Origin of the sequence: Acrocarpospora pleiomorpha, from assembly GCF_009687885.1 — a bacterium.
Taxonomy (GTDB): Bacteria; Actinomycetota; Actinomycetes; order Streptosporangiales; family Streptosporangiaceae; genus Acrocarpospora; species Acrocarpospora pleiomorpha.
In genome coordinates this window covers 18,101-43,660 of record NZ_BLAF01000016.1, presented here as the reverse complement: position 1 = coordinate 43,660, position 25,560 = coordinate 18,101, and the positions used below count along the sequence as shown (strand labels likewise).

The 25,560-nt window shown below is 69.8% G+C and carries 20 protein-coding genes; 13 read left to right on the top strand and 7 right to left on the bottom strand.

The window, feature by feature from the left end; genetic code table 11:
* Genes Aple_RS15910 through Aple_RS15900 form a run of 3 tightly spaced genes read left to right on the top strand, consistent with a single transcriptional unit; the run spans position 1 to position 4,427 of the window.
* Positions 1-2,562, top strand: coding sequence for a family 78 glycoside hydrolase catalytic domain (locus Aple_RS15910; RefSeq protein WP_155345379.1), 2,562 nt, complete (start codon positions 1-3; stop codon positions 2,560-2,562).
* Positions 2,562-3,332, top strand: coding sequence for an alpha/beta hydrolase family protein (locus Aple_RS15905; protein ID WP_218038346.1), 771 nt, complete (start codon positions 2,562-2,564; stop codon positions 3,330-3,332). Before Aple_RS15910 ends, Aple_RS15905 begins: the two co-directional genes overlap by 1 nt.
* Before the next feature lie 60 nt (positions 3,333-3,392).
* Positions 3,393-4,427 carry a LacI family DNA-binding transcriptional regulator gene (locus tag Aple_RS15900; RefSeq protein WP_155345377.1) on the top strand — a complete coding sequence of 345 codons (1,035 nt, stop codon included), beginning with the start codon at positions 3,393-3,395 and terminating at the stop codon, positions 4,425-4,427.
* 64 nt (positions 4,428-4,491) lie between these two features.
* On the opposite strand, the gene Aple_RS15895 is transcribed toward Aple_RS15900, so the two are convergent.
* The 3 genes from Aple_RS15895 to Aple_RS15885 form a co-directional block, all read right to left on the bottom strand.
* Positions 4,492-7,692, bottom strand: coding sequence for an alpha-L-rhamnosidase (locus Aple_RS15895; protein WP_170321495.1), 3,201 nt, complete (start codon positions 7,690-7,692; stop codon positions 4,492-4,494).
* A 369-nt stretch (positions 7,693-8,061) separates the two neighbouring features.
* Positions 8,062-9,495, bottom strand: a complete 1,434-nt coding sequence (locus tag Aple_RS15890; RefSeq protein ID WP_155345376.1) for a rhamnulokinase — start codon at positions 9,493-9,495, stop codon at positions 8,062-8,064.
* Positions 9,492-10,514, bottom strand: a complete 1,023-nt coding sequence (locus tag Aple_RS15885; RefSeq protein ID WP_155345375.1) for a LacI family DNA-binding transcriptional regulator — start codon at positions 10,512-10,514, stop codon at positions 9,492-9,494. The genes Aple_RS15890 and Aple_RS15885 overlap by 4 nt, the downstream gene beginning before the upstream one ends.
* A gap of 178 nt (positions 10,515-10,692) precedes the next feature.
* Here Aple_RS15885 and Aple_RS15880 point away from each other — a divergent pair, with 178 nt between their 5' ends.
* From Aple_RS15880 to Aple_RS15855, 6 genes are all read left to right on the top strand, one after another.
* Positions 10,693-12,222 (top strand): sugar ABC transporter ATP-binding protein, encoded by a 1,530-nt coding sequence (locus Aple_RS15880; RefSeq protein ID WP_170321494.1) that lies wholly within the window; start codon positions 10,693-10,695, stop codon positions 12,220-12,222.
* Positions 12,219-13,205, top strand: coding sequence for an ABC transporter permease (locus Aple_RS15875; RefSeq protein ID WP_155345373.1), 987 nt, complete (start codon positions 12,219-12,221; stop codon positions 13,203-13,205). The genes Aple_RS15880 and Aple_RS15875 overlap by 4 nt, the downstream gene beginning before the upstream one ends.
* Entirely contained in the window at positions 13,202-14,263 is a 1,062-nt protein-coding gene (locus Aple_RS15870) for an ABC transporter permease (RefSeq protein WP_155345372.1), read from the top strand. Before Aple_RS15875 ends, Aple_RS15870 begins: the two co-directional genes overlap by 4 nt.
* Positions 14,264-14,287: 24 nt before the next feature.
* Positions 14,288-15,271: a substrate-binding domain-containing protein gene (locus tag Aple_RS15865; RefSeq protein ID WP_155345371.1), complete on the top strand. Its 984-nt coding sequence runs from the start codon at positions 14,288-14,290 to the stop codon at positions 15,269-15,271.
* A gap of 75 nt (positions 15,272-15,346) precedes the next feature.
* A complete protein-coding gene (gene rhaI / locus Aple_RS15860) occupies positions 15,347-16,504 on the top strand; it encodes an L-rhamnose isomerase (RefSeq protein WP_155345370.1) in 1,158 nt (385 codons plus the stop codon).
* Between the two features lie 2 nt (positions 16,505-16,506).
* Positions 16,507-18,552 (top strand): bifunctional aldolase/short-chain dehydrogenase, encoded by a 2,046-nt coding sequence (locus tag Aple_RS15855; RefSeq protein ID WP_155345369.1) that lies wholly within the window; start codon positions 16,507-16,509, stop codon positions 18,550-18,552.
* An 18-nt stretch (positions 18,553-18,570) separates the two neighbouring features.
* Here Aple_RS15855 and Aple_RS15850 read toward each other — a convergent pair whose 3' ends face one another.
* A complete protein-coding gene (locus Aple_RS15850) occupies positions 18,571-19,593 on the bottom strand; it encodes a zinc-dependent alcohol dehydrogenase family protein (protein ID WP_155345368.1) in 1,023 nt (340 codons plus the stop codon).
* Positions 19,594-19,771: 178 nt separating this feature from the next.
* On the opposite strand from Aple_RS15850, the gene Aple_RS15845 reads away from it, so the two are divergent.
* A complete protein-coding gene (locus tag Aple_RS15845) occupies positions 19,772-20,689 on the top strand; it encodes a helix-turn-helix transcriptional regulator (protein WP_218038344.1) in 918 nt (305 codons plus the stop codon).
* 72 nt (positions 20,690-20,761) lie between these two features.
* Here the strand turns inward: Aple_RS15845 and Aple_RS15840 are convergent, their stop codons facing one another.
* On the bottom strand, positions 20,762-21,949 hold the full coding sequence (locus Aple_RS15840) for a VanW family protein (RefSeq protein WP_155345366.1): 1,188 nt from the start codon (positions 21,947-21,949) through the stop codon (positions 20,762-20,764).
* A 657-nt stretch (positions 21,950-22,606) separates the two neighbouring features.
* Here Aple_RS15840 and Aple_RS15835 point away from each other — a divergent pair.
* The 3 genes from Aple_RS15835 to Aple_RS15825 all read left to right on the top strand — a co-directional run bounded on the left by Aple_RS15835 (position 22,607) and on the right by Aple_RS15825 (position 24,243).
* Entirely contained in the window at positions 22,607-22,852 is a 246-nt protein-coding gene (locus Aple_RS15835) for a hypothetical protein (protein ID WP_155345365.1), read from the top strand.
* A 69-nt stretch (positions 22,853-22,921) separates the two neighbouring features.
* Complete coding sequence (locus Aple_RS15830) at positions 22,922-23,293, top strand: BlaI/MecI/CopY family transcriptional regulator (RefSeq protein WP_155345364.1); 372 nt, start codon at positions 22,922-22,924, stop codon at positions 23,291-23,293.
* Positions 23,290-24,243 carry a M56 family metallopeptidase gene (locus Aple_RS15825; protein WP_155345363.1) on the top strand — a complete coding sequence of 318 codons (954 nt, stop codon included), beginning with the start codon at positions 23,290-23,292 and terminating at the stop codon, positions 24,241-24,243. Before Aple_RS15830 ends, Aple_RS15825 begins: the two co-directional genes overlap by 4 nt.
* A gap of 52 nt (positions 24,244-24,295) precedes the next feature.
* Here Aple_RS15825 and Aple_RS15820 read toward each other — a convergent pair whose 3' ends face one another.
* Both Aple_RS15820 and Aple_RS15815 read right to left on the bottom strand, forming a co-directional pair.
* Entirely contained in the window at positions 24,296-24,919 is a 624-nt protein-coding gene (locus tag Aple_RS15820) for a DUF305 domain-containing protein (RefSeq protein WP_155345362.1), read from the bottom strand.
* Positions 24,920-25,005: 86 nt separating this feature from the next.
* Positions 25,006-25,413 carry a DUF6153 family protein gene (locus Aple_RS15815; RefSeq protein ID WP_155345361.1) on the bottom strand — a complete coding sequence of 136 codons (408 nt, stop codon included), beginning with the start codon at positions 25,411-25,413 and terminating at the stop codon, positions 25,006-25,008.
* Between the last annotated feature and the right edge of the window lie 147 nt (positions 25,414-25,560).

Below are 25,560 nucleotides of genomic sequence, written 5' to 3'. Positions count from 1 at the left end.
ATGACCTCTCCGAACGTCGACCCGGTCACCTTCGAACATCATCGCGATCCCCTCGGCATCGGCGAGCCCGCGCCCCGGCTGTCGTGGGTGGTGCGCACCGATCTGCGGGGGTGGCTGCAACAGGCCTATGAGATCGAGACCGGCGACGGGACCACGCTGCGGGTGGAGTCCGGCGAGTCAGTGCTGGTGCCCTGGCCGGGCGAGCCGCTGCGGTCGCGCGAACGCCGCGGCGTGCGGGTGCGCGTCCACGGGCGGGACGGCTCGGCGAGCGACTGGAGTCCCTGGTCGTGGGTGGAGACCGGGCTGCTCCATCCGGCCGATTGGCGGGCAGGCGCCACCGCGCCGCCAGCGGACCTGCTGGGCGGTGCCCCGCTGCTTCGCCGGGACTTCACCGCGCGGGCACCGATCTCCTCCGCCCGCCTGTACGTCACCGCCCACGGCCTGTACGAGATCGAGCTCAACGGCCGGACCGTGGACGAGGACGTGCTGGCCCCCGGCTGGACCAGCTATCACCACCGCCTCCGCTACCGCACCCACGACGTCACCGGCCTGCTGCGCGAAGGCGCCAACACGATCGGCGCGACCCTGGCCGACGGCTGGTACCGGGGCCGGATCGGCTTCCACGGCGGCCGGTCCGGCGTCTACGGCGACCGCCTCGCCCTGATCGCCCAGCTGGAGATCGCCTACGCCGACGGCACGGCCGAGACCCTCGTCACCGACGACGCCTGGCGCTGCGCCCCCGGCCCCGTCACCGCGGCGAGCCTGTACGACGGCGAGACCCACGACGCCCGCCTGCTCCCGGACGGCTGGTCGGCCCCCGGCTTCGACGACTCCGCCTGGGCACCGGCCGACCTGCTCTCCCACGACCCGGCACTCCTGGTCGCCCCCACCGGCCCGCCCGTCCGCCGGGTGGAGACCCTCGCGCCGGCGGCCGCGCTGACCGGCCCCACGGGGGAGACCATCCTCGACTTCGGCCAGAACATCGCCGGCCGCCTGCGCATCCGCGTCCAGGGCCCGGCCGGGCACACCGTCTCACTCCGCCACGCCGAGGTCCTCGACGACGACGGCTCCCTGGCGCTGCGCCCGCTCCGCCACGCCGCCGCCCACGACACGTACACCCTCAAAGGCGGCGAACCCGAGGAATGGGAGCCCCGCTTCACCGTGCACGGCTTCCGATACGCCCAGGTCGACGGCTGGCCCGGATCCCTGAACCTCGATGACGTGGTCGCGGTCGTCTGCCACACCGACATGCGCCGTACCGGCGACTTCACCTCCTCAGACCCCGGCCTGAACCGCCTGCACGACAACGTCGTCTGGAGCATGCGCGGCAACTTCGTCGACCTGCCCACCGACTGCCCGCAGCGCGACGAACGACTCGGCTGGACCGGCGACATCCAGGTCTTCGCCCCCGCCGCGTCCTTCCTGTACGACTGCGCCGGACCCCTCACCTCCTGGCTGGCCGACCTGGCCGCCGAGCAGACCGAACTCGGCACGGTGCCGGTCTTCGTGCCGTGGATCGAACTCGAACCGTTCCGCGACGTGCTGCCGACCGCCGCCTGGGGAGACGCCGCGGTCGTGGTGCCGTGGACGATCCATCGGCGCACCGGCGACCTGGGGTTACTGCGCGCGCAGTACCCGAGCATGACCGCGTGGGTGGACCAGATCACCGCTCTGGCCGGGGACTCCCACCTGTGGGACACCGGCCCCCAACTCGGCGACTGGCTCGACCCCACCGCCCCGCCCGAGCGGCCCTTCGAGGCGCAAACCGATCCGGGACTGGTCGCCACCGCCTACCTGGCCCACTCGGCCCGGCTGGTCGCCGAGAGCGCGGCGCTGCTCGGCCGCCCCGGCGACGCGGCGCGGTACCACGCGCTGGCCGACCGGGCGGCCGCCGCGTTCGACACCGCCTACGCCACCGCCGAGGGCAAGGTCACCGGTGACTCGCAGACCGCCTACGCCCTGGCCCTGCGGTTCGGCCTGCTCCAGGGCGACCGGCGGCGCGAACACGCGGGGGAGCGCCTGGCCGAGCTGGTCCATGCCAACGGCCACCGCATCGGCACCGGATTCGTCGGCACCCCGCTGATCTGCGACGCTCTCACCGACGCGGGCGCGCTCGAGGACGCCTACCGGCTGCTGCTCCAGACCGAGTGCCCGTCATGGTTGTACGCCGTCACCATGGGCGCCACCACCATCTGGGAACGCTGGGACAGCCTGCTGCCCGACGGCACGATCAACCCCGGCGAGATGACGTCCTTCAACCACTACGCCCTGGGCGCGGTGGCCGACTGGATGCACCGCGTGATCGCGGGACTGGCCCCGGCCGAGCCCGGCTACCGCCGCCTGACCGTACGCCCCCGCCCCGGCGGCGGCCTCACCCACGCCCGGGCCTGCCACGACACCCCGTACGGGCGGGCCGAGGTGAGCTGGGAGCGCACCGGCGCGCGGCTGACCATCGAGGTCGTCGTGCCGCCCAACACCACGGCGGCGGTTCACCTGCCGGCCGGCCCTGACCATCCCATCGAGGTCGGCTCCGGCCGGCATCTCTTCCACCAGGACGTGTGATGCGCTACCACGACTTCCACCACGACGGTCTGACCCTCCGCGCCGCCCTGCACACTCCGGTCGAACGAGGACCCGTGGTGGTCTTCGTGCACGGCTTCGCCAACAACCGCATGGAGAACCGCTCCTTCGTCCTGATGGCCAGGCTGCTGGCGGAGAACGGCATCGGGTCGGTACGTTTCGACCTCTCCGGCCACGGCGAGAGCGACGGCGACTTCTCCGGCGTCACCATCACCGGGGAGATCGCCGAGACCCAGGCGGTCCTGCGGGCCGTGCGCGAACTCGACTTCGCCGACCCCGGCCGGATCGCGCTGGTCGGCATGAGCATGGGCGCGGTGGTCGCCGGGATCGCCGCCGCCGAGGAACCGGGCATCCGGGCCCTGTGCCTGTGGTCCCCGGCCGCCGTCGCGCCCTTCGAGGTCGGCTCCGGCCGGCTCAAGGGCCGCCACATCGCCGGCGAACTCGCCAGGAAGGGCTACTTCGACGCCGACGGCCACCAGATGAGCGCCGCCTTAGTCGAGGACATCGCCAACCTCAAGGTCTACGACCGGTCCGCGGCCTACACCGGCCCGGTGCTCATCCTCCACGGCGACCGCGACACCATCGCCCCCATCGAGTACGCCCGGCGCTACACCGACCACTACGACGGCAACGCCGAGCTGGTGATCATCGGCGAGGCCGACCACGGCTGGTCCACCGTGCCCCACCGCCACCGGCTGCACCAGTCCACCCTACGGTTCCTTCGCGCCCATCTGGACTGCCCAGACGGATGAACTGGAGACCAAGGAAATCACCGTCGTTACAATCAGCGGAACATCCTCGGGAGGAGTTCGATGGCCACGCGTAATCCTCGGCGGCGGGTGACGATCGCCGATGTGGCCAGCCACGCTCAGGTGTCCACCACCGCGGTGTCGAAAGTGATACGCAACGCCACCGGCGTCAGCGCGGTCACCAAGAGCCGGATCCAGGCGTCCATCGCGGAGCTGGGTTACCGGCCGCAGGCCGCCGCCCGGGGAATGCGCGGGCGCACTTTCACGATCGGCCTGGTGCTTCCGCATATCCGCAACCTGTTCTTCGCCGATATTCTCGACGGCCTTTCCGGGCAGCTGGACAATACCGGATACCAGGCCATCATGGTTCAGGGCGGTGACACCAGAAAAGCCGAAAGGCAGGCCGTCGACGCGTTACTGGACCGGCAGGTGGACGGCATCATCAATGTGGCGCCGCTCGCCTCGAAGAATCGAATGGAGGAAGTGGCGAAGGAACGGCCGTTCGTGGTGCTGGCCCGTCACGAAAGGTCGGCCGCCTACGACTCGGTGTACGACGACGACGAGGCGGGCGCCGAACTGGTCGTCAGGCACCTGATCGAACTCGGTCACCGCCGGATCGCCCACATCACCCACCAGGACAACAGCATCGCCCAGCCCGCCGACCTGCTGCACATCATCAGAGCCGAGACGTACAAACGGATCATGCATGAGCACGGCCTCGGCGGCGAGATCGCCATCGCCACCACCTTCTACACCGAGCAGGGCGGCTACGACGGCGCCCGCGAACTGCTGGCCCGCTCGCCCCGCCCCACCGCCATCTTCGCCGGAGCCGACCAGGCCGCGATCGGCGCCCTCGCGGCGGTTCACGAGGCCGGCCTGCGGATCCCGCAGGACATCTCGATCGCCGGATACGACAACACCCTGCTGGCCGCCCTGCCCAACATCTCGCTGACCAGCGTCGACCAGGACGGCTTCGCGATGGGCCGGATGGCGGGCCGGCTGCTGCTGGAACGCATCGAGGGGCGCGTGTCGGCCGCGCGTTTCTCGGTCGCGCCCAAACTCATCACCCGCCGTTCCACCGCTCCGCCACCCGCCTGACCTCTCAGGAACACAACATGGGTGCCACCCTTCCGCGCGGAAGGGTGGCACCCATGTTCGGCGTTTACTGCGTGACGAAGACGTAGTCCTTGCCCGACGGGACCGAGTAGACGGAGTAGCCGCCCTCAGCCCGGACGAAGCTCGCCCGCGCCGGAGCGATGACCGTCTGCTGGCCGGTCGTGGGGACCCGGACCTCCGCCGTGGTGTTCGGCGGAACCGTGACCTTCAGCTTGAACCGGCTGCCCTCCTTGGTCCAGCCGCTCTTGACGACCCCCTGCGGGGTCGAGTAGCTGCTCTCGGCGCTGGTCAGGTCACCCACGGACTTGGGCTGGATGACCAGCTTGTCGTAGGCGATCGAGCCGGGCGCCGACCGGATGCCGGCCAGGCCGGCGTGGAACCACTCCTCGATCTGGGCGAGGATCATGTGGTTCTTGGAGCTGCCCCGGCTCCAGTTCTCCCCGATGGTCGTCATGCCGCCCGGGTTGGCCGGGGTGGCGGCCATGAAGAAGCCGTAGCTGGGCTGGTCGTCCTCCTGGAGCACGTCCCAGATCACGTCGTCGCGGTTGCCGTCCATCAGCGCGCGGACCGTCGGGGCCATGCCGATGGTGCCGCCGCTGAAGTGCGGGCCGTCGCCGTTGGGGTGGAAGGCGTAGATGAGGTCGACGAGCGCGTTCAGGACGCCCTGCCGCTTGTCGGCCGGGACCAGTCCGGCGTCGAGCGCGAGCGCCTGGGCGGCCTGGGAGCCGCCGGTCGTGCCGGCGTTGCCGTTGGCGGTGTAGCGGCCGAGGGCGTCGTTGAAGAACGCCCGGTTGAACGCGTCCTTGATCTGGGTGGCGAGCTGGCCGTACTCCGCGGCGTCCGCGGTGTGGCCGGTGAGCCGGGCCATCTCCGCCATCTTGGTGATCATGATGTAGTAGCCCCAGGTGCCGGTGATCCGGCCGGAGGTCGGCTCGGCGGAGACCCAGTCCGACAGGGCGGCGTTGACGATGTGCGCGTCCGCGCCGGTGCCGACCTTCTGGCGCTGAATGTAGTCGACGAACTTCACCATCTGGTCGTAGTACCGGGTCATGGTGCGGGTGTCGCCGTACAGCTCGTACAACATGGCCGGGACCAGGACGATCGCGTTGCCCCAGTTGATCTCGTCGCCGAACTGGCCGGTGTAGCCCCAGTCGTAGACCGGCGTCTTCAGGGCCACGTTGCCGGCCATGGAGGTGTCGGCGACGGACTGGCCCTCGACGAGGTGCCGCATCGTCGTGCGGAAGAAGGCGTCGAGCTCGAAGTTGCGGTGGATGGAGCCCATCGGCATGGTGTAGTCGGCCGGGTAGGACAGCTTCTCGCGGCCGGGGCAGTCGGTGAAGACCGACATGATGTTCCCGGCGAAGGAGTAGCGCGCCATCGTGTGGATGCGGTTGACCCGCGCGCTGGAGCTGGTGAACGCGCCGGCGACCGGGGTGTCGCCCTGCAGGCGGATGCCGGTGACGAGGTCGGCGGTCGGCGTGTACCCCTCCGGCAGGCCGGTGACCTGCACCCACTGCATGCCGAAGTAGTTGAACTGCGGGTTCCAGACCTCCCCGTCCGCGCTGCCGTAGGCGGTGTAGGTGTTGAAGAGGTTGGTGCCGCGGCCGCCACCGCCGCCCATGAGGGAGGCCTGGTTCACGGTGCCGTCGGCGTTCAGGGACTCGGCGGGGGACATGCGGACCGTCGTCCCGGCGGGCACCTGGCCGAGGTTGAGCTTGGGCCAGCCCACGATGTTCTGGCCGAAGTCGAAGACCCACGTGCCGGGGGCGGGGTTGGTCACCGAGACCGGCCGGAAACGTTCCTGCTCCCTGATCGGCTCGGCGGTCCTGGCCACCAGCTTGGTCGCGAGGTTCGGCGGCGGGGCGATGCCCGCGCTGACCCATCCGGTGAGGGAGCCGTCGCGGCGCCTGGCGGTCTCGGTCAGGTTCGAGCCGGGCTTGTCCCAGCCGACCTGCTCGCGGCGGGCGTCGTAGTCCGATCCGGAGTACCAGGCGTCGGTGACCAGCGGGCCGAGGGCGGTGCGCCAGGACCGGTCGGTGACGATGGTGTCGGAGCTGCCGTCCGTGTAGTCGATCTCGATGCGGCCGATCAGCCTGGGCGTCACGGCGGCGCCGGCGGAGGCGTCGCTGGCCGCGATGTTGTTGCCCGAGCCGGTGACCTTGGCCCCGACGGCGTGGCCGGCCGACAGCGGCGGGTTGAAGCCGATGCCGGTCCCGGCGGCGCTCGCGGTGCCGATCTGGGTGATCACCCGGGATTCGAGGCGGTCGCCGCCCTGGCCGGTGTCGACGTTGATCGTGCCGCCGACGTGGTAGTTGGCGACGTTGTCGACCTTGACGTTGCTCGCCCCGGCCGCGACGGCGGCGGCCAGCGTCCCGTTGCCCTTGGGCTGGCTCTGCCACCAGGAGTACGGCGAGGTCCGGCCGACCGCCGGGTTGGTCACACTGCGGCGCACGTAGGCGGGGCCGTTGCCGATCTCCACGCCGATGGTGTTGTCACCGGCTCGCAGGGCGTGCTTGATGTCGTAGGTGCGGTACTCGCTGGAGAGCTGGTAGTTGGAGTACCCCGGAGCCAGGACCTCGTCGGTCAGCTCCTTGCGGTTGATCACGGTGTGGTGCAGGCCGACACCCGACAGGTAGAGCCGCGCGTCGGCGATCTGCTTGGTGCCCGGCACCGTGAACTGGCGGGCGAAGAGGGGCAGCGCCTGGTTCTCGGTCCGGTCCGGGTAGTCGATCCAGCGGGCCTGGCCCCAGTCGCTCTGCTCCAGCAGGCCGACCGTCCACTTCGCGGGGGCCGACCAGGCGGACTCCTGCTCGTCGGCGTCCCAGACCCGGACCCGCCAGACGACCGTCTGCCGGGACCGGAGCGCCCCGCCGAAGGTCACCCGCTGGTCGGAGCTCGCCACCCGGCCCGTCGTCCAGATCAGGTCACCGGCCGCCAGTTTCGCCTCTGACTCGGCCGCCTGCACCTCGTACGCCGTCTGCTTGTCGGCCGGGCAGGCGATCACCGCGCCGGGCCGGTAGCACGGGTGGGACCGGGCCCGGCCGGTCTCGGCGGCCTGCCAGCTCAGGACCGGCAACACGTCGTCGAGGCCCAGCGGTGTGTCGTAGCGCCCGTCCACGCCGAGGCGCTTGACCTCGACGTTGCCCGGGGCGACCGCGTTGGCCTCGGTCGCGGTGAACGGCACGACCATGGCGAGAACCAATCCCATCGCGGTTAACGCGCGTCGGGAAGGTTTGTTCACTGGCATTTCTGCTCCTTTCATCTTCAGTACGGGAAACATCGGTTCCGGCCGTTCAACGCCAGCGTTCAGATGTTCCGTCTGAGATCGAGATCGTGAAAGTCGGGCCGAATGGCTCCGGCTCTCGATGGGTCGATCCCCGATATGGGCGCCATCGGCCGGGCGGTCTGCGCCGCCCGGACCCATGCCGCTGCGCCCATCGTTCCTTTCGTGTTAATTAAAACGTTTTAACGACCGCCATAATTAACCTATGTGTTTCATTGGGGGTCGTCAAGAGTGAATTCTCGAAACAAATTGTCGGCGTAATTCGGGCATGCCGAGCGCCCATTCGACTCCGTAATCGGAGAATCGAATGGGCGGCGTTCTCGCCCGCCGAATTCAGGTCAGTGCGCTGAGGCGGGTGGCGGCGTCCGTCCAGGCCGTGGCGGATCCGGTGGGTTCGTAGTGGCGAAGAGGCTGGGTCTCGGCGATGAGGGCTCGCAGGGCGGAAAGACTGGGGATGAGGCCGAGCGCTCGGGCCTGGATGCCGATATTGCCCAGAGCGGTCGCCTCGACGGGTCCCGCCAGGACGGGAAGACCGATGGCGTCGGCGGTGGCCTGGCACAGGAGCGCGTTGCGAGCGCCCCCTCCGACCACGTGCACGACCTCCACCCGGCGCCCGGACAGCTCCATCGCCCGCAGGACGGCACTGCGATGGCCGAGGGCGAGGCTGTCCACGACGCAGCGCACCACCTCGGGCGGGCTGCCCGGCACAGGCTGGCCGGTCCCGGCGCAGTAGGCGGCGACCCGGGACGGGATGTCACCGGCCGGCAGGAAGACCGGGTCGTTGGGGTCGATCACGCTGCGCAGGGCGGGCAGCGCCGCGGCGCGGTCCAGGAGGGGGCCGAGATCGGCCTGGGTGAGACGCCAGGTGCTCAGCGACTCCGACAACAACCACAGGCCCATGACGTTGCGCAGGTAGCGGACGGTCCCGTCGACGCCGGCCTCGTTGGTGAAGTTGGCCGCGCGGCCCTCTTCGCTGAGGATCGGCGCGGTGAGCTCCACCCCGGCCAGCGACCATGTGCCGCAGGAGATGTAGGCGACGTCGGGACCCGCGGCCGGGACGGCGGCGACGGCCGAGGCGGTGTCGTGCGAGGCCACGGTGGTGACGGGCGTCCCGGGGAAGGCTCCGGCCGCCGGCAGGATCCGGCCCGCCCGCGCGCCGGGCGAACGGAGGCCGGGGAAGATCCCGCGTGGCAGCGCCAGGGCGTCGATGAGCTCCTCTGACCAGGTGCCGCGGCGGACGTCGTACAGGCCGGTGGTCGAGGCGTTGGTGCGTTCCGCGGCGCGTTGCCCGGTCAGCCAGTAGGAGATCAGGTCGGGGATGAGCAGGAGGGTCTCGGCCTGCCCCAGGAAAGGCTCGGCGGCGAGCTGGTAGAGCGTGTTGAAGGGCAGGAACTGCAGGCCGTTGATCTCGTAGAGGCGGCCCGGGGAGACCCGGTCGTGCACCTGGCCGATCATCTCGGCGGTGCGGCCGTCGCGGTAGTGCACCGGGTTGCCGAGCAGCCGGCCCTCCTTGTCGAGCAGGCCGTAGTCGACGGCCCAGGAGTCGATGCCCACCGAGTCCAGGCCGATCGCCTCCACCCGCCGCAACCCGTCCAGGACCTCGCGGTGGAGGCCGAGGATGTCCCAGTGCAGGGTGCCGTTCACGCGGACCGGCCGGTTGGGGAACCGGTGGACCTCGGTGAGCTCCAGCCGGTCCCGGCCCACCTCGGCGGTGATGACGCGGCCGCTGGAGGCGCCGAGATCGATGGCGGCGATCGTGGCGGTCATCGGCTCGTGGACTCCCGGACGATCAGTTCGGGCTGGAACATGATCTGCTGATGGACGTGCGAGCCGGGGTGGTCGCACTCGTCGAGCAGCAGCTCGGCGGCGATCTGTCCCAGCTTGTACGGCGGCTGCCGAATGGAGGTCAGCGGGATCGCCGAGGCGCGGGCGTACTCGATGTCGTCGTAGCCGATGAGCAGGACCCGCCCGGGGACCCGTACCCCCTGCTGGAGCAGCAACCGCAGCACCCCCATGGCGAGCAGGTCGTTGGCGCAGAAGATCGCGTCGGGCAGCTCGGCGAGCAGGTGTTCGGCGGCCTCGTCGCCGGCCCGGGAGGTCATCTCCTCGACGATCATCTCGCGCAGCGTGCCGTGTCCCGCCTCCCGCAGCGCCCGCAGCGCACCGGCTCTGCGGTCGGCGTTCTGCCGGGTGGTGAGCGGGCCGCCGACGAAGACGATGTCGCGGGCACCGCGCTCCAGCAGGTGCGACGCGGCCAGATGCCCGCCGGTCACGTCGTCGACGGTGACCGAGCACTGGTCGGCGCGGGTGGCGGCGTGGTCGAGCATGACGGTGGGGATGCCGCGCTCGCGCAGCAGCGCCAGGCTGTCGCGGTTGTCGTTCACCGGGGTGACCAGGACACCGCGGACCTGCTGTTCGGCGAGCATGCGCATGTTGCGCTCCTCCCGCAGTTCCTGGCCGGCCGAGCCGCAGAGGATCACGCCGTACTCCCGCTCGCTCATGAGGTCCTCGACGCCGCGGGCCATCTCGGTGAAGAACGGGTTGCCCAGGTCGAGCATCATCAGGCCGATGGTCCGGCCGTGCCCGAAACGCAGGCTGGCGGCCGACCCGTTCCGGACGAAGCCCAGCTCCTTGATCACTTGCTCGACCCGGGCCCGGGTCTCGGCCGCGACCCGTTCCGGCCGGTTCAGCACGTTGGACACGGTCCCGGCTGAAACCCCCGCGTGCAGGGCGACCTGCTTGATGCCGACCGTCCGGTCACGAGAGCCGGCTTCCGACCGTGGCATGAAGGACCTCGCAGAGCTGGATGGAGGGTAACGCTCGCCACACTCTGGCGGGCTTGTTAAAACGTGTCAAGACCCAGGGTCTGGCCACAGCCTCGGTCTTGACGGGTTGAACGTGTTACATCTACGGTCCTCCAGACGCAGTTTGTTAAAACGTTTTTTCGCAACATACGGAGAGCATGTGACGGAACATGCGCTGCTCGAGGTGGACGACCTCACGGTCGAGTTCCCCGGTGTCCGCGCGCTGGACTCGGTGCGGTTCGACGTCCTTCCCGGCGAGGTCCACGCCCTCGTCGGAGAGAACGGCGCCGGTAAGTCGACGCTGCTGAAGGTGCTGGGCGGAGTCCATCGCCCCAGCTCCGGCGAGGTACGGCTGGCCGGCGAGCGATACCGCCCCCGGCGTCCCGCCGACGCCCTGGCGGCCGGCATCGCGGTCATCTACCAGGAGTTCAACCTCTATCCCGACCTGACGGTGGCCGAGAACGTCTTCTCCGGCCGGGAGCCCTACTCGGCGGCCTCGCGCGGCATCCGCTACGCCGAGATCAACCGCCGTACCAGCGAGCTGTTCGCCGTGCTGGGCGTGACCGTCGACCCGACCGCGCCCGTCGGCAGCCTGACGGTCTCCGAGCAGCAACTCGTCGAGATCTGCAAGGCCCTGTCGGTGGACGGCCGCATCATCGTCATGGACGAACCGACCGCCGCCCTGTCGGCCGACGAGGTCGCCCAGCTCCTGGACGTCGTCAAACGGCTGCGTGAGGAGGGGCGCAGCGTGATCTACGTCAGCCACCGGCTCGACGAGGTCTTCGCCCTGGCCGACCGCGTGACGGTGCTGCGCGACGGCCGGCACATCCGCACCTGCGACATCGCCGGCACCGACCCGGACGGCCTGGTCCGCCTCATGGTCGGCCGGGACGTCGAGTCGGTGTTCCACCGCGACCAGGTCGGCGAGGGCGCGACCGTCCTGGAACTGGCGGGCGTCAACGCGGGCCGCCGGTTGCGGGACGTCTCGCTCACCGTACGCGCCGGGGAGGTCGTCGGCATCGGCGGCATCGCCGGAGCCGGCCAGCCCGAGCTGTCCCAGGTGATCTTTGGAGCGCTCCCGATCGACTCCGGCACCATGACGCTGGACGGCCGGCCCTTCCGGCCGCGCCACCCCGGCGACGCCATGGCCCGGGGCATCGGCTTCCTGCACGAGGACCGCAAGGCCGCCGGGAACCTGCCGGACCTGTCGATCCGCCACAACCTGACGATCTCCATCCTGGACCGGATCAGGACCGGCCTGAAGCTCCTGGCCCCGGCCAAGGAGAACGACGTCTACGCCGACTACCACCGGCGGCTGACCGTCAAGGCGACCGGTCCCGACCAGCTCATCGGCACCCTCTCGGGAGGCAACCAGCAGAAGGTCCTCCTCGGCCGGGCCCTGGCCCCCGGCGGACGGCTGCTGCTGCTCAACGAACCCACCCGCGGGGTGGACATCGGCGCCAAAGCCGAGATCCACCGCCTGATCAACGCGCTCACCGCCGACGGCGCGGCCGTGCTCATGGTCTCCAGCGACCTGCCCGAACTGCTCGGCGTCAGCGACCGCGTCTACGTGCTGGCCGGCGGCGAGATCGTGGCCCACCTGGCCGGCGTCGACCGGACCGAGGAGAACGTCGTGGCCTGCGCGACCACCGGCCGCCGCATCTTCTCCGAGGAGCTGAGCGCCCGATGACCGACGCGATAAATGACGCGATCAGGAAGGTGCCGCTGCTGGCGCCGCTGATCCTGGTGGCGGTGTTCCTGGCGATCTCCACCGACACCTTCCTGACCCTGGGCAACCTGGAGAACGTCCTGGTGGCCGCGGCGATCCTGGCCCTGCCCGGGCTGGCGATGACCTTCTGCCTGGCGATGGGTGAGTTCGACCTGTCCATCGGCTCCACCGTCTCCCTGTCCGGCGTCGTCTGCTGCAGCGCGATGATCGCCGGCCAGCCGCTCCCGCTCGCCCTGCTGCTGGCGCTGGGCGTGGGCGCGCTGATCGGCCTGGCCAACGGGCTGGTGATCACCAAGCTGGGGGTGACCCCGTTCATCGCCACGCTGGCCACCATGGTGATCGTCCGCGGCGCCTCCCTGGCCTACACCGACGGCCACGACCAGATCGTCAGCTCGGCCGGGCTGAAGTACCTGGTCGGCGGCCGTCCGCTAGGCGTGCCGATGCCGATCGTGCTGGCCGTCGTGGCGTCGGCGCTGGCCTGGTGGGCCGTCAACCGCACCCGCTTCGGCCGCTGGGTCTGCGCGATCGGCTCCAACCGGGACGCCGCGCTGATGTCCGGCCTGCCGGTCGACCGCATCCGCGTCAGCGTGTACGTCCTGGTCGGCCTGTCCGGCGGCCTGTGGGGACTGCTGATCTCCAGCCAGCTCCAGAAAGGCAACGGCCAGCTCGGGCTCGGCTTCGAACTCGACGCCATCACCGTGGTGGTCCTGGGCGGCACCGCCCTGCTCGGCGGGCGGGCCTCGATCATCGGCACTGTGCTCGGCGCGGTGATGATCGAGACGATCCGCAACGGCCTCAACCTCCTCAACACCCCACCGGCCTACCAGCGCATCGGCGTCGGCCTGCTGCTGATCGCCGCCCTCGCGCTACTGGCGCTGCGCCGCCGCGACCCCGCCGCGACGCCGAACCGGATTCCCGCGAGGGCTCAGGAGAGCGCCGCATGACCAGAACCTCCGCAGCCTCCCGGTTCTCCCTGTCTTCCCCGTTCTCCACGGTCTCGCTCGGCCGGTTGTGGGACACCTGGGGCATCACCGCGATCCTGATCGTGCTGCTGCTGTGCACCCCGGCGATCGCCCCCGGCTTCCTGGAGGTCGACAACCTCCAGTCGGTGCTGCGAGAGAGCGCCTACGTCGGCATCGTCGCGGTCGGCATGACCTTCGCCATCGCCAGCGGCGCCTTCGACCTGTCGGTCGGCGGCCAGCTCGCCCTCACCAGCGTCGTCACCCTGATGGCCTTCAACGGCGGCGGCACCGCGGCGGCGATCGCCGCCGCGCTCACCACCGGGCTGCTGTGCGGCTTGGTCAACGCCGGGCTCATCACGGGGCTGAGGGTGCCGCCCTTCGTCGCCACGCTCGGCTCGCTGTTCGTCTTCCGCGGCATCGCCTACCTGCTCACCCAGGACGGCCCGCAGACCCTGCCCTATGACCAGATCGGCTCCCCGTTCGCGAAGCTGGGCAGCCTCAACATCGCGGGCCTGCCGCTGCCGTTCCTGATCATGGTGGCGGTGTTCGCGGGCGGCTGGATTCTGCTACGGCGGACCGCGATTGGCCGCCGTACCCTCGCCTACGGTTCCTCTCCCTCGGCCGCGCGCTTTTGCGGGATCTCCGACACCCGCGTCCGGCTGTTCGTGTTCTGCCTGGTCGGGCTCACCGTCGGCATCGCGGCGCTGACCTACATCACCCGCGTCTGGACCGCCGACGGCTCGGCCCAGGACGGCTTCGAACTCAAGGTGATCGCCGCCGTCGTGCTCGGCGGCACCGCGCTCAAGGGCGGCAAGGGCACCCTCGTCGGCACCTTCTCCGCCGTGTTCCTCGTGAGCATCCTCAACGAGGTCCTGGTCAGCCGTGGCGTCGAGTCCGCCTACCAGCGCATCGTGCTCGGCTGCGTCCTCATCGTCGCGCTCACCGTCGACGGTCTGCGCACCCGCTTCGCCGCCCCCGGCTCTCTCCGCAGAGCCCTGGGCGGCCTGATTCCCCGCAAGGCGACGCAGAGCGCGCCCTGACCCACCCCCCACAGGAGATTTCGCATGCGCACTAACAAGATCCTTCCGCTCGCCCTGCTCGGCGCGCTGGTCCTCGCGGGCTGTTCCGACTCCAGCGAGACCGCGGCCGTCAGCTCGGCGGCCCCCGCCGACAAGAAGATCACCGTCGGCTTCTCCGTGTACGACATGCAGTACGAGTTCTTCCAGAAGATGGCCAAGGGCACCCAGGACGCCGTGGCGGCCAAGGGCTGGGAGATCAAGCTCCACGACGAGAAGAGCGACGAGAACGAGATGGTCACCGGCGCCTCGGCGCTCATCGACCAAGGGGTCGACCTGCTCATCATCAGCCCGTTCAAGCCCACCGCGCTCGGCCCGATCATCGCCAAGGCCAAGGCGAAGAACGTGCCCGTCATCGTGAACGACATCGGCGGCGGCGGAACGCCGTACGACGCGATCGTCATCTCCGACAACGCCGGCGGCGGCAAGCTCGCCGCGGAGTTCATGGACAAGCAGATCCAGGCCAACGGCAGCAAGAGCAAGAACGTCGCCTCCATCACCTGTGAGCCGTCGGCGACCTACGCCGCCCGCCGCAACGCCGGTTTCAAGGCCGAGATCGAGGCCCGCGGCTACAAGGTCGTGGCGGAGTTGTCCGGCAACTCCAAGGCCGAAGAGGGCTACAAGGTCATGAAGGACATTCTGTCCAAGAACCCGGACGTCGCCGGTGTCTTCTCGTGCAACGACCCGATGGGCGTGGCCGCCGGCAACGCCATCAAGGACGCGGGCAAGAGCCCCGTCACCGACATCGTCACCGTGGGCTTCAACGCCGACCCCGAGGCCCTGACCGCGATCAAGGCCGACCTGCTGTCGGCGACCGTCGCCCAGGACCCGGCCGCGATGGGCGGCCTCACCGTCACGCTCGGCGAGCAGGCGCTCAACAAGCAGCCCATCGCGTTCTCCAACGCGGCCGAGCGGGAGGTCTTCAACCCGGTGGCCCTCATCGACAAGACCAACGTCGGCTCCGTCGGCTAGTCACACCCGGGCAGGGCGGCGCGGGCCGCCCTGCCCGGACCCATCGAGAGCTTTGGAATGCGGGGATCTGAGAGCATGACCGACTTCACCACCGGCCTGGACGACCTGGCCATCGAGACGCCCTCCTGGGCCTACGGCAACTCGGGCACCCGGTTCAAGGTGTTCGCCCAGCGGGGCGTGCCGCGCGACCCCTTCGAGAAGGTGGCCGACGCCGCCCAGGTGCACGCGTTCACCGGCGCCGCCCCGACGGTCGCGCTGCACATCCCCTGGGACCGGGTCCCCGACTACGCGGCCCTGGCCGACCACGCCGTCGACCACGGAGTACGGCTCGGCGCGATCAACGCCAACGTCTTCCAGGACGACGACTACATGCTCGGCTCGGTCACCAACCCCGACCCGAAGGTCCGCCGCAAGGCCGTCGACCACCTGCTGGAATGTGTCGACATCATGGACCTCACCGGCTCCCGCGACCTGAAGCTGTGGTTCTCCGACGGCACCAACTACCCCGGCCAGGACGACATCCGCGCCCGCCAGGACCGCCTCTCCGAGGCCCTCACCGAGGTGTACGCCCGGCTGGGAGACGATCAGCGGCTCCTGCTGGAATACAAGCTGTTCGAGCCGGCCTTCTACACCACCGACGTGCCGGACTGGGGCACCTCGTTCCTGCACTGCGTCGCCCTCGGCCCCAAGGCCGTCGTCTGCGTCGACACCGGCCACCACGCGCCCGGCACCAACATCGAGTTCATCGTGGCCCTGCTGTTGCGCGCCGGACGTCTGGGCGCCTTCGACTTCAATTCGCGTTTCTACGCCGACGACGACCTGATGGTGGGCGCGGCCGACCCGTTCCAGCTCTTCCGCATCATGTTCGAGGTTGTCTCCGGCGGGGGCCTGGACCCGGCGACCGGCGTCGCCTTCATGCTGGACCAGTGCCACAACATCGAACCCAAGATCCAGGGCCAGATCCGCTCGGTGATGAACGCGCAGGAGGCCACCGCCAAGGCGCTGCTGGTGGATGCCGCGGCGTTGAAGGCCGCCCAGGCCGAGGGTGACGTGCTGGGTGCGAATGCCGTACTGATGGACGCGTACAACACCGATGTCCGCCCGCTGCTGGCCGGCTGGCGGGAGAGCCGAGGGCTGGACGGCGACCCGATCGCCGCCTACAAGGCGTCGGGTTACTTCGAGAAGATCGTCGCCGAACGGGTCGGCGGCACCCAGGCCGGATGGGGAGCCTGACCATGACCGTTGTCGACGACCTGCTGAAGCGCTGCCACGAACTGGGTGCGGACCCCCGCAACACCAACTACGCCGGGGGCAACGCCTCCGCCAAAGGCAGCCAGACCGATCCTGTCACCGGCGAACCCGTTGACCTGATGTGGGTCAAGGGTTCCGGCGGGGACCTCGGGACGCTGACCGCGTCCGGCCTTGCCGTACTCCGCCTTGACCGGCTCCGCGCCTTGATCAACGTGTATCCGGGAGTCGAGCGCGAGGACGAGATGGTCGCGGCGTTCGACTTCTGCGCCCACGGCAAGGGGGGTGCGGCACCCTCGATCGACACGGCGATGCACGGACTGGTCGAGGCCGCGCATGTGGACCATCTCCATCCCGACAGCGGGATCGCGATCGCGACCGCCGCCGACGGTGCGGAGCTGACCCGGGCGATCTTCGGCGATCGGGTGGCGTGGGTGCCGTGGCGGCGTCCCGGATTCCAGCTGGGGCTGGACATCGCGGCGATCAAGACGGAGAACCCGCAGGCGATCGGCGTGATCCTGGGTGGCCACGGGATCACGGCCTGGGGCGAGACCTCCGCCGAATGCCAGGCGAACTCCCTGGAGATCATCAGGCTGGCGGAGTCCTACCTCGCCGCGCACGGCAAAACCGAACCATTCGGGCCGGTCCTGCCAGGGTACGAGGCGCTGCCGGCCTCCGGGCGGCAGGCCCGGGCGGCGGCGCTGTTCCCGCTGATCCGCGGGCTCGCCTCGACCGACAGGCCGCAGGTCGGCCACTACACCGGCACCGACGTCGTGCTGGACTTCCTCTCGCGCGCCGAGCACCCGCGTCTGGCGGCTCTGGGCACCTCGTGCCCCGACCACTTCCTGCGCACCAAGATCTCACCGCTCGTGCTGGACCTGCCCGCCGACGCCCCGCTCGACCAGGTGAAGGACCGGCTGCGGGACCTGCACGCGGCCTACCGCGCCGACTACGCCGCCTACTACGAGCGCAACGCGGTGGAAGGGTCGCCCGCGATGCGGGGCGCCGACCCGGCGATCGTTCTGGTGCCGGGCGTGGGCATGTTCTCCTTCGGGGCCGACAAGCAGACCGCCCGGGTGGCGGGCGAGTTCTACGTCAACGCGATCAACGTGATGCGCGGCGCCGAGTCGGTGTCGGCCTACGCGCCGATCCCGGAGGCCGAGAAGTTCCGCATCGAGTACTGGTCCCTGGAGGAGGCCAAGCTCCAGCGGATGCCCAAGCCCAAGCCGCTGGCCGCCCGGGTCGCGTTCGTCACCGGGGGCGGCTCGGGGATCGGGGCGGCCACGGCCCGGCGCCTGGCGGCCGAAGGCGCCTGCGTCGTCATCGCCGACCGCGACCTCGGGGCGGCCCAGAAGATCGCCGGCGAACTCGGAGCGAACGCGCTGCGCGCCTCCGACGTCGCGATCGCCGTCGCCGCCGACGTCACCAGCGAGGACGACATCCGCGCCGGACTGGCCGCGGCCGTCCTGGCCTTCGGCGGTGTCGACCTGGTCGTCAACAATGCCGGCCTGTCTCTGTCCAAACCCCTCCTGGAGACCACGGCCGCCGACTGGGACCTGCAGCACGACGTCATGGCCCGCGGCTCGTTCCTGGTCTCCCGGGAAACGGCCCGCATCATGATCGAGCAGAACATGGGCGGAGACATCGTCTACATCTCCTCCAAGAACTCCCTGTTCGCAGGCCCTGACAACATCGCCTACAGCGCCGCCAAGGCCGATCAAGCCCACCAGGTCCGCTTGCTGGCGGCCGAACTCGGCGGCCACGGCATCCGCGTCAACGGGATCAACCCCGACGGCGTCGTCCGCGGCTCGGGCATCTTCGCCTCCGGCTGGGGCGCCAACCGGGCCGCCGTGTACGGCGTCCAGGAGGACAAGCTCGGCGAGTTCTACGCCCAGCGCACCCTCCTCAAGCGCGAAGTGCTGCCCGAGCACGTCGCCAACGCGGTGTACGCCCTGACCGGCGGCGACCTCACCCACACCACCGGCCTGCACATCCCGGTCGACGCCGGAGTCGCGGCGGCATTCCTGCGATAACGGTGGCCGCGTTCGCGGTCAGGGGGAGAGGAGGACCTTGATGGCACGGCGCTCATCCATGGCCTTGTACCCCTCAGCCGACTGGTCCAGGGGAAGGGTGAGGTCGAAGACCCTGCCCGGGTCGATGTCGCGGTTCCAGATCAACCCGATCAGCTCCGGCAGGTACTGGCGCACCGGGGCCGGGCCGCCGTGCAGGTGCACATGGGAGAAGAACAGCTCATCGCCGGGCAACTCGACACCATGGGCGACCCCGACGTAGCCGACGTGGCCACCGGGGCGGGTGGAGCGGATGGCCTGCGTCATCGACTCCTGGGTGCCGACCGCCTCGATGACGCTGTGGGCGCCCAGCCCGCCCGTCATATCCTTGATCGCGGTCACGCCCTCATCGCCCCGCTCGGTGACGATGTCCGTGGCGCCGAACTCGCGGGCGAGTTCCTGCCGCGGCGCGTGACGGCTCATCGCGATGATCCGCTCAGCCCCGAGCCGCTTGGCGGCCAGCACCGCGCACAGGCCGACCGCGCCGTCACCGACCACGGCGACGGTCTTGCCGGGGCCGACCGCGGCCGCCACGGCGCCGAACCAGCCGGTGCCGAGCACGTCGGAGGCGGCCAGCAGGCTCGGGACCAGATCAGCCCGCGGCGGCTCGGGGGTGGCGACCAGGGTGCCGTCGGCGAGTGGAACCCGCGCCAGCTGAGCCTGGGTTCCGATCGCGCCCATGGGCACGCGGTGGACGCACGAGCTCTGGTAGCCCGACCGGCAGATCTCGCAGGTGTTGTCGGAGGCGAAGAACGAGCCGACCACGAACTGGCCCGGCTTGATGGTGGCGACCTGGCCGCCGACCTCCTCCACCACCCCGACGTACTCATGCCCCATCGGAGCAGGGCCGTCGTGCTTTTCCACACCACGGTAGGGCCACAGGTCCGAGCCGCAGATGCACGTCGCCGACAGGCGGATGATCGCGTCGGTCGGCTCGATGATCGCCGGGTCCGGGCGGTGCTCGACGCGGATGTCACCTGGGGCGTACAGAACTGCTCCACGCATAGTGGATCTCCTTAGTGCGAATGGCGTACTGACAGAGGTGTTCCCTGCCGGGCGACGGCGGCATGCTGTCCCTCCTCACGCCAGGAAACCGGTTCTATCGCGCGCGGGGGGAGGTCCGGTTTATAGGGGGGACAACCTCCACCCCCTTTGCACCTCGTCCGATCCATACAGTGAAGGGGTGAACCACCGAGACGAGATCCGCGATTTCCTCACCAGCCGGCGGGCCAAGATCACCCCCGATCAGGTCGGGCTGTCCTCCGGCGGACGCCGCCGGGTACCCGGACTGCGCCGCGAGGAAGTCGCCGTCCTCGCCGACGTGAGCACCGAGTGGTACACCCGTCTAGAAAAGGGCCACATCACCGGTGTTTCCGACGACGTCCTCAACGCCGTCGCCCGAGCCCTCCACCTCGACGCCGCCGAACGCGCCCACCTGTTCGACCTGGCCCACACCGCCGGCACCGGACCCCGCACCCACCGCCCCACCCGCACGGTCCGGCCCGGACTGCAGCACATGCTGGACACCATGACCAACGCGCCCGCGATCATCCGTAACGGCCGCCTGGACATCCTGGCCACCAACCACCTCGGCCACGCCATGTACTGGCCGGTCTTCCAAACCCAGGCTCCGCGTACTGGCACCAACATCGCGCGCTTTCAGTTCCTCGACCCGGCCGGCCCTGACTTCTTCCCGGACTGGAACACCTCCGCTGACATCACCGTCGCACTCCTGCGCAGCGAAGCCGGCCGCGACCCCTACAACAAAGACCTCACCGACCTGATCGGCGAACTATCCACCCGCAGCGCCGACTTCCGCGTCCGCTGGGCCCGGCATAACGTCCGTCTCCATCACACCGGCACCAAGAGCTATCATCACCCCGCGATCGGCGACCTCACCCTCGACTACGAGTCGATCGACCTGCAAGCCGACCGAGGCCTGAACCTGACCGTCTACATCGCCGCCCCCGACACCCCCTCACACGACGCCCTGCGCCTCCTCGCCAGCTGGGCCGCCACCCTCGCCCAGACCGACAACCGGCCCCACCACCAGACCGGACGCCCCCAGGACACAGAGCCTCCGCACATCAGGCGCGGCTGACGCGCCAAACGGAGCGCTGGAGCACGCCTCCGAGCACCCGATCGGGAGTGGCGCGAATGACCGAGCGGCCTATCAGCTCTGGCAGGTCAGCCGGGGTTCGGGGGCGTATACGGTGTGGAACTTCTGGCGGCGGATTTCCTTGCCGTTCCTCTTGAAGATGCGAGTGACGTCGATCGAGAACCCCTGCACGCCCTCCATGGGGATGCAGTCGGGGCCGGAGTCGGTGAGAGTCTGGATGGGGCGTACGTCGTAGCGCGGGGAACTCTCCGACTCGACTTCGAAGCGTTTGGTACTCCAGAAGTCCACCGTGACCGAGGTCGCCGTGTAGGAGGTGGTGACCAGCACGCCGTACGGGGAATCGTTACGCCAGCGGAAGTCCGGCTGGGGGAAGGAAACCGTGGACTCCCGGCCGGCGGGGTAACGGGAGATGTAGAAGATGTGCGGCGTGTGCTGCACATCCTGGAACCCCCCGAAGAACACCGCGTTGAACATGGTGGTGGCGAACTGGGAGATGCCGCCGCCCACGTCGTTCACGAAACGGCCATTCAGGATCATGGGGGCCTCGACGAAGCCCCTGGCGGTGTCCCGTTTGCCGACCACGCCGTTGAGCGAGAACGTCTCCCCGGGCATGACCAGGCGGCCGTCGAGGATATCGGCGATGCGGTGGATGTTGGTGACCCGCGGCGCGCAGCAGGGGTGGTAGGTGGTGAAGGAGGAGACCTTCTCCTTGATGCCGAGCGCGCCTGCCTTCGCTGTGGTGAGCCGCGGCTGGGCCCGAGTGAGCGAGACCGGGATGGTGCGGCTTCCGCCCTCGGCCACGACCCTCTCCACGGCGGTCTGCAACGCGGCGGTGTCCACGCCCTGGCCAGCCCGGGCCGGGACGATCACGGGTCGGCCCTTGGACACCTTGAACGAGGCGTCCCTGGGCGCCTGCGCCCCGTCGACCAGCTTGCTCTCGATGCCGTCGATCGCCTTGCGCGCGTCGAACCGGGGGCGCAGTCCGCCCTGCCCGTCGGGAACGAACCGCAGCCCGGAGGCGAGGACGTCCGCGGTCAGCACGGCGGTGCGGCTCCCATTGGTGAGCGTGACCGGGTCGGCTACGGCCGCCTTGGCGGTCGACGAGGCGACGCGGCGAACCTCGGCGGCCGACACCGGCGGCGGCACGACCCGCGTGGGGAACGTCACAGTCCGGCCACCGGTCAGGTACGCCTCCTGGAGTGCCCGCGCGGAGGCGGCCTGGTCGACGGCGCGTCCGCTCACGGGCTGGATGACGCGCGGCGTGGTGCTGACGTAGCGGATGCCGCCCTGTTTCGCGGGTATGTCGACCGCCTCGGCGACGTCGGCGACCGAGGCGGGCGTCGTCGACCTTGATCCGTAGCGAGACGTCGCGACGCCCGAACAGCGACCGGATCGAGGTCAGCGATCCCCCTTGGGCATTGGCGACGGTTGCCGGGATGTCCAGCGTCAGCCCGGCCTCCTGCGGCATCAGCCGCACCGTCGTGCCACCCGCTCGTACCGTGATGGGACGGACCGCCCGGGCGGCCAGTTCTGAATTCAGTTTCCGCTGGGCCCTGCCGGGATCGAGGCCTCCGATTTCGATCCCCGCCGCCCAGGTGTTGCGGGGAATCTCGCCGGCCATGACAACGGCGGGGACGGCCACCAGGGCGAGTAGGGCAAGCGCCAGAGCACCGGCCAGGATGAGAGGAATCCTGATCCGGCGACGAGGCGCGCCGACGGGCGTGGCGCTGTGGCTCGGTCGCAGGGCCATCATGAGTCACCGTACTGAGGGGGAACGCCGATCGGGCGAGTTCGTGCGGAAAACATCTGGTTTGGGCTGTATGCCTGATCGCAGGGTGTCGCGAACTCTATCAGCACAGCCAGCCGGTCTGACTATGGAGAGTAGTAGATGACAAGCTTATGCTCGCCCTCGTCGTCGCCGCCGTTTTAGTGGCAGAGACCCAGACCATCAGCGGCCTCGCACGGGCAGCGTCCTCGGCCGCCGACCCCCGCGAGTTGCCCAGCACGCTGCCCCACTCGGTGGGCGGCCTCGTGGTGCTGCTCATCACCACGATCCTCTCCACGTACAAACCGAAGGGCCTGACCCGGTACGGCTGGCGCAGACAGCAAGACCAACGTCATCGGCAGCGTGCGGCTGTGTCGTAGGCGCTGGACCTGAGGGCCGGGATCGCCGATAACATTGGGCGAATCGCAGGTGGGAAGGGCGGTCGCGGGATGCGCGCTTTGGGGGACCTGGAATCCACGATCATGGATCGCATGTGGTCCTACCGCCGTCCCGCGTCCGTGCGAGACGTGGTGAAGGATCTCCAGCGTGATCGGGAGATCGCTTACACCACGGTCATGACCGTGATGGACAAGCTCCACAAGAAGGGCCTGCTCAAGCGGTATCCGCAGGGCAAGGCCTACATCTACGAGATAGTGATCACCAAGGAGGCGTTCACCGCTCAGCAGATGCGCGAGGCACTCGCCAGGAGCGACAACCAGGCCGCGACGCTGGTGCACTTCCTTGAGCGGCTGAACCCGGAGGAGTCGGCGGCGTTGGAGGCGGCGCTCGGGGTGTTCCCGCCGCGGGGAAACCGTTCATGATCGCCCTGACCCTGGCCGCGTATGCGGTCCTCGCGACAACGCTGCTGCCGCGGCTGCTGGCGCGGGCGCGGTGGACCGACCGCGCCCCGCGACTGGCGATCATCCTGTGGCTGGCCGGGTGCACGTCCGCGATAGCCTCGGCGATCCTGGCGACTGTGGCCACCGCCGTGCCTTCCGACACCATCGGGCATGCGCTGGCCAGCGTGGTCGAAGCCTGCTTCATGCTGCTCGACCACGGGTTCGATCCCGCGGCGATGCCCCTTGCGGCCTGGCTCGTCCTCGCCACCGGCGGCCTGGTCGCGGTCCGCGCCGCCTACAGCGTGGGAAAGGTGCTGTTCACTGCCTGGCGCGAGCGCCGGCAGCATGCCGAGATGCTGGTCATCCTCGGCCGCCACGACCACGATCTGGACGCGATCGTGCTGGAGTACGGTGAGCCGCTGGTCTACTGCCTACCTGGCCGTCAGGCCAAGACGGTGATCACTACCGCCGCGCTGCGGGCCTTGCGTCCCGAACACCTGACGGCGGTGCTCGCCCACGAGCGGGCACACCTGCGGGGAAGGCACCACCTGGTGCTCGGCCTGGTCGACGGCCTGGCCCGCGCGTTCCCGGGACTACCGCTGTTCGCCAAGGCCAGGAGCGAGATCGTCCGCCTGGTCGAGTTGCACGCCGACGACGTCGCGGCCCGGCACCACCCGCGCCTCCACATCGCCGCCGCGCTGGTGAGCCTGGCCACCGGTCGCGCGCCCGCCGGCGCGCTCGCCGCCGGGGGTGAGACCGCGCTGGCTCGGGTGCGTCGCATGCTCCACCCGGCGGCGCCACTGTGCCGCCGGGAGAAGTTCGCCGGCATCGTCGCGGTCGGCGTGCTGCTGGCGGGTCCCGCCACGGTCGCCGCTCTCCCCGGGGTGAGCGCGCTCATCGCGCATCACTGTCACACACTCGCTCACCGCTGATGCCGGCCGACGGCCGCCCGGGCGTCATCGGCGCCCGGGCGGCCGCGACGGATCAGAGCCGGTCGATGATCTTTTGCATCCGCTCAACCTCAGCTCGCTGGGCGGTTCCGATGGTTCGGGCCAGCGCCTTGGCCTCGGGGTCGGCCCCCTGAGCCTGCTCGGTCCTGGCCATCTCGATCGCACCGTTGTGGTGGACGATCATCAGCTGGGAGAACAGCCTGTCGAACTCGGCGCCCGTGGACGCCTCCAGCTTCTTCATGTCGTCCTCGGGCATCATCCCGGGCATACTGTGCCCGCTGTGCCCGCCCTCCGGAGCCTCGGGCTCGCCCCAGGCGGTCAGCCGGCCCCGCAGCATGACGATCTCCGGGTCCTGCGCGGCCTTGATCTTCGCGGCCAGGTCCCTGACCTCGGCGTCGCCGGCCCGGGTCTCGGCCAGCTCCGCCATCTCCACGGCCTGCTGGTGGTGCGGAATCATCATCTGGGCGAACATCACGTCCGCGTCATTGAAGGACGCACCAGGCTGGGCGCCGGCCGCGGCGGCAGCCGGGGTGCCGCCGGTCATGTCCTGCCCCGACACGGAGTCGTCCCCGCCGCATGCGGCCAGCAGTACGACGGCACCCGCCCCGGCGGCGACAGTGAGAGCGGCCCTGCGCAGGGAGGGTCGACTGTTGAACATGGTTGATTGACCTCTATCGGTTCGTAGCGTCTGTAGGCCTGTCGTGTGGGGGCACGCCTCGGAGGCCGCCCGCCGGTGCGGACGGCCTATATGCGCAGAACCGAAAGGCCGGCCAGGGCCGTTCTCTGCGGCGGCGGCCTGGTGACACGGGAATACGACACGCCTGAACCGCCCGTAAGCGGCGCCCATCCCAGCCGCGACCAGCTGGCCAGCGACAGGACCAGCAGCCCGGTCAGTACGGCCAGGCAGACAGAAGCCGGGTCGAGGCCCTGCGGTTCACCATTCTTCGATGAGATGTCGGTTCCGGGATCAGCGGAATGGACGAACTGCGGCTGCGCAAGCGCGCCGTGCCTGGAGACGCCGGACATGTCGTCGGCGCCATGACCGGAGGCGAGGTGTCCGAGCGTGTGCATCCCGGTGATGCCGAGAACGAGGGCGACGAGCAGCAGCCAACGCGGCAACCCTGGCGGGCGCCCGTCAGCCGAGCCGTTCATCGTCGATCTCCGCTCCGCAACCGATGTTGGTCTTCAAGATAGCCAAGACCCCGAGCCACGGCCTTAACCGCACGCCGCCGTTCAGCACATGGTCCCATGACTACTATCGCTAGTAATAGATCAGTTCTCGCCTGGGGCGGGTTCCAT

Bases quoted from the DNA above. Each gene is read 5' to 3' on its own strand.
- Aple_RS15850 (WP_155345368.1), bottom strand. From the start codon at position 19,593: ATGCGTGGAGCAGTTCTGTACGCCCCAGGTGACATCCGCGTCGAGCAC.
- Aple_RS15875 (WP_155345373.1), top strand. From the start codon at position 12,219: ATGACCGACGCGATAAATGACGCGATCAGGAAGGTGCCGCTGCTGGCG.
- Aple_RS15905 (WP_218038346.1), top strand. From the start codon at position 2,562: ATGCGCTACCACGACTTCCACCACGACGGTCTGACCCTCCGCGCCGCC.
- Aple_RS15910 (WP_155345379.1), top strand. From the start codon at position 1: ATGACCTCTCCGAACGTCGACCCGGTCACCTTCGAACATCATCGCGAT.
- Aple_RS15830 (WP_155345364.1), top strand. From the start codon at position 22,922: ATGCGCGCTTTGGGGGACCTGGAATCCACGATCATGGATCGCATGTGG.
- rhaI (WP_155345370.1), top strand. From the start codon at position 15,347: ATGACCGACTTCACCACCGGCCTGGACGACCTGGCCATCGAGACGCCC.
- Aple_RS15890 (WP_155345376.1), bottom strand. From the start codon at position 9,495: ATGACCGCCACGATCGCCGCCATCGATCTCGGCGCCTCCAGCGGCCGC.
- Aple_RS15865 (WP_155345371.1), top strand. From the start codon at position 14,288: ATGCGCACTAACAAGATCCTTCCGCTCGCCCTGCTCGGCGCGCTGGTC.
- Aple_RS15820 (WP_155345362.1), bottom strand. From the start codon at position 24,919: ATGTTCAACAGTCGACCCTCCCTGCGCAGGGCCGCTCTCACTGTCGCC.
- Aple_RS15855 (WP_155345369.1), top strand. From the start codon at position 16,507: ATGACCGTTGTCGACGACCTGCTGAAGCGCTGCCACGAACTGGGTGCG.
- Aple_RS15825 (WP_155345363.1), top strand. From the start codon at position 23,290: ATGATCGCCCTGACCCTGGCCGCGTATGCGGTCCTCGCGACAACGCTG.
- Aple_RS15895 (WP_170321495.1), bottom strand. From the start codon at position 7,692: ATGCCAGTGAACAAACCTTCCCGACGCGCGTTAACCGCGATGGGATTG.
- Aple_RS15835 (WP_155345365.1), top strand. From the start codon at position 22,607: ATGCTCGCCCTCGTCGTCGCCGCCGTTTTAGTGGCAGAGACCCAGACC.
- Aple_RS15870 (WP_155345372.1), top strand. From the start codon at position 13,202: ATGACCAGAACCTCCGCAGCCTCCCGGTTCTCCCTGTCTTCCCCGTTC.
- Aple_RS15900 (WP_155345377.1), top strand. From the start codon at position 3,393: ATGGCCACGCGTAATCCTCGGCGGCGGGTGACGATCGCCGATGTGGCC.
- Aple_RS15815 (WP_155345361.1), bottom strand. From the start codon at position 25,413: ATGAACGGCTCGGCTGACGGGCGCCCGCCAGGGTTGCCGCGTTGGCTG.
- Aple_RS15885 (WP_155345375.1), bottom strand. From the start codon at position 10,514: ATGCCACGGTCGGAAGCCGGCTCTCGTGACCGGACGGTCGGCATCAAG.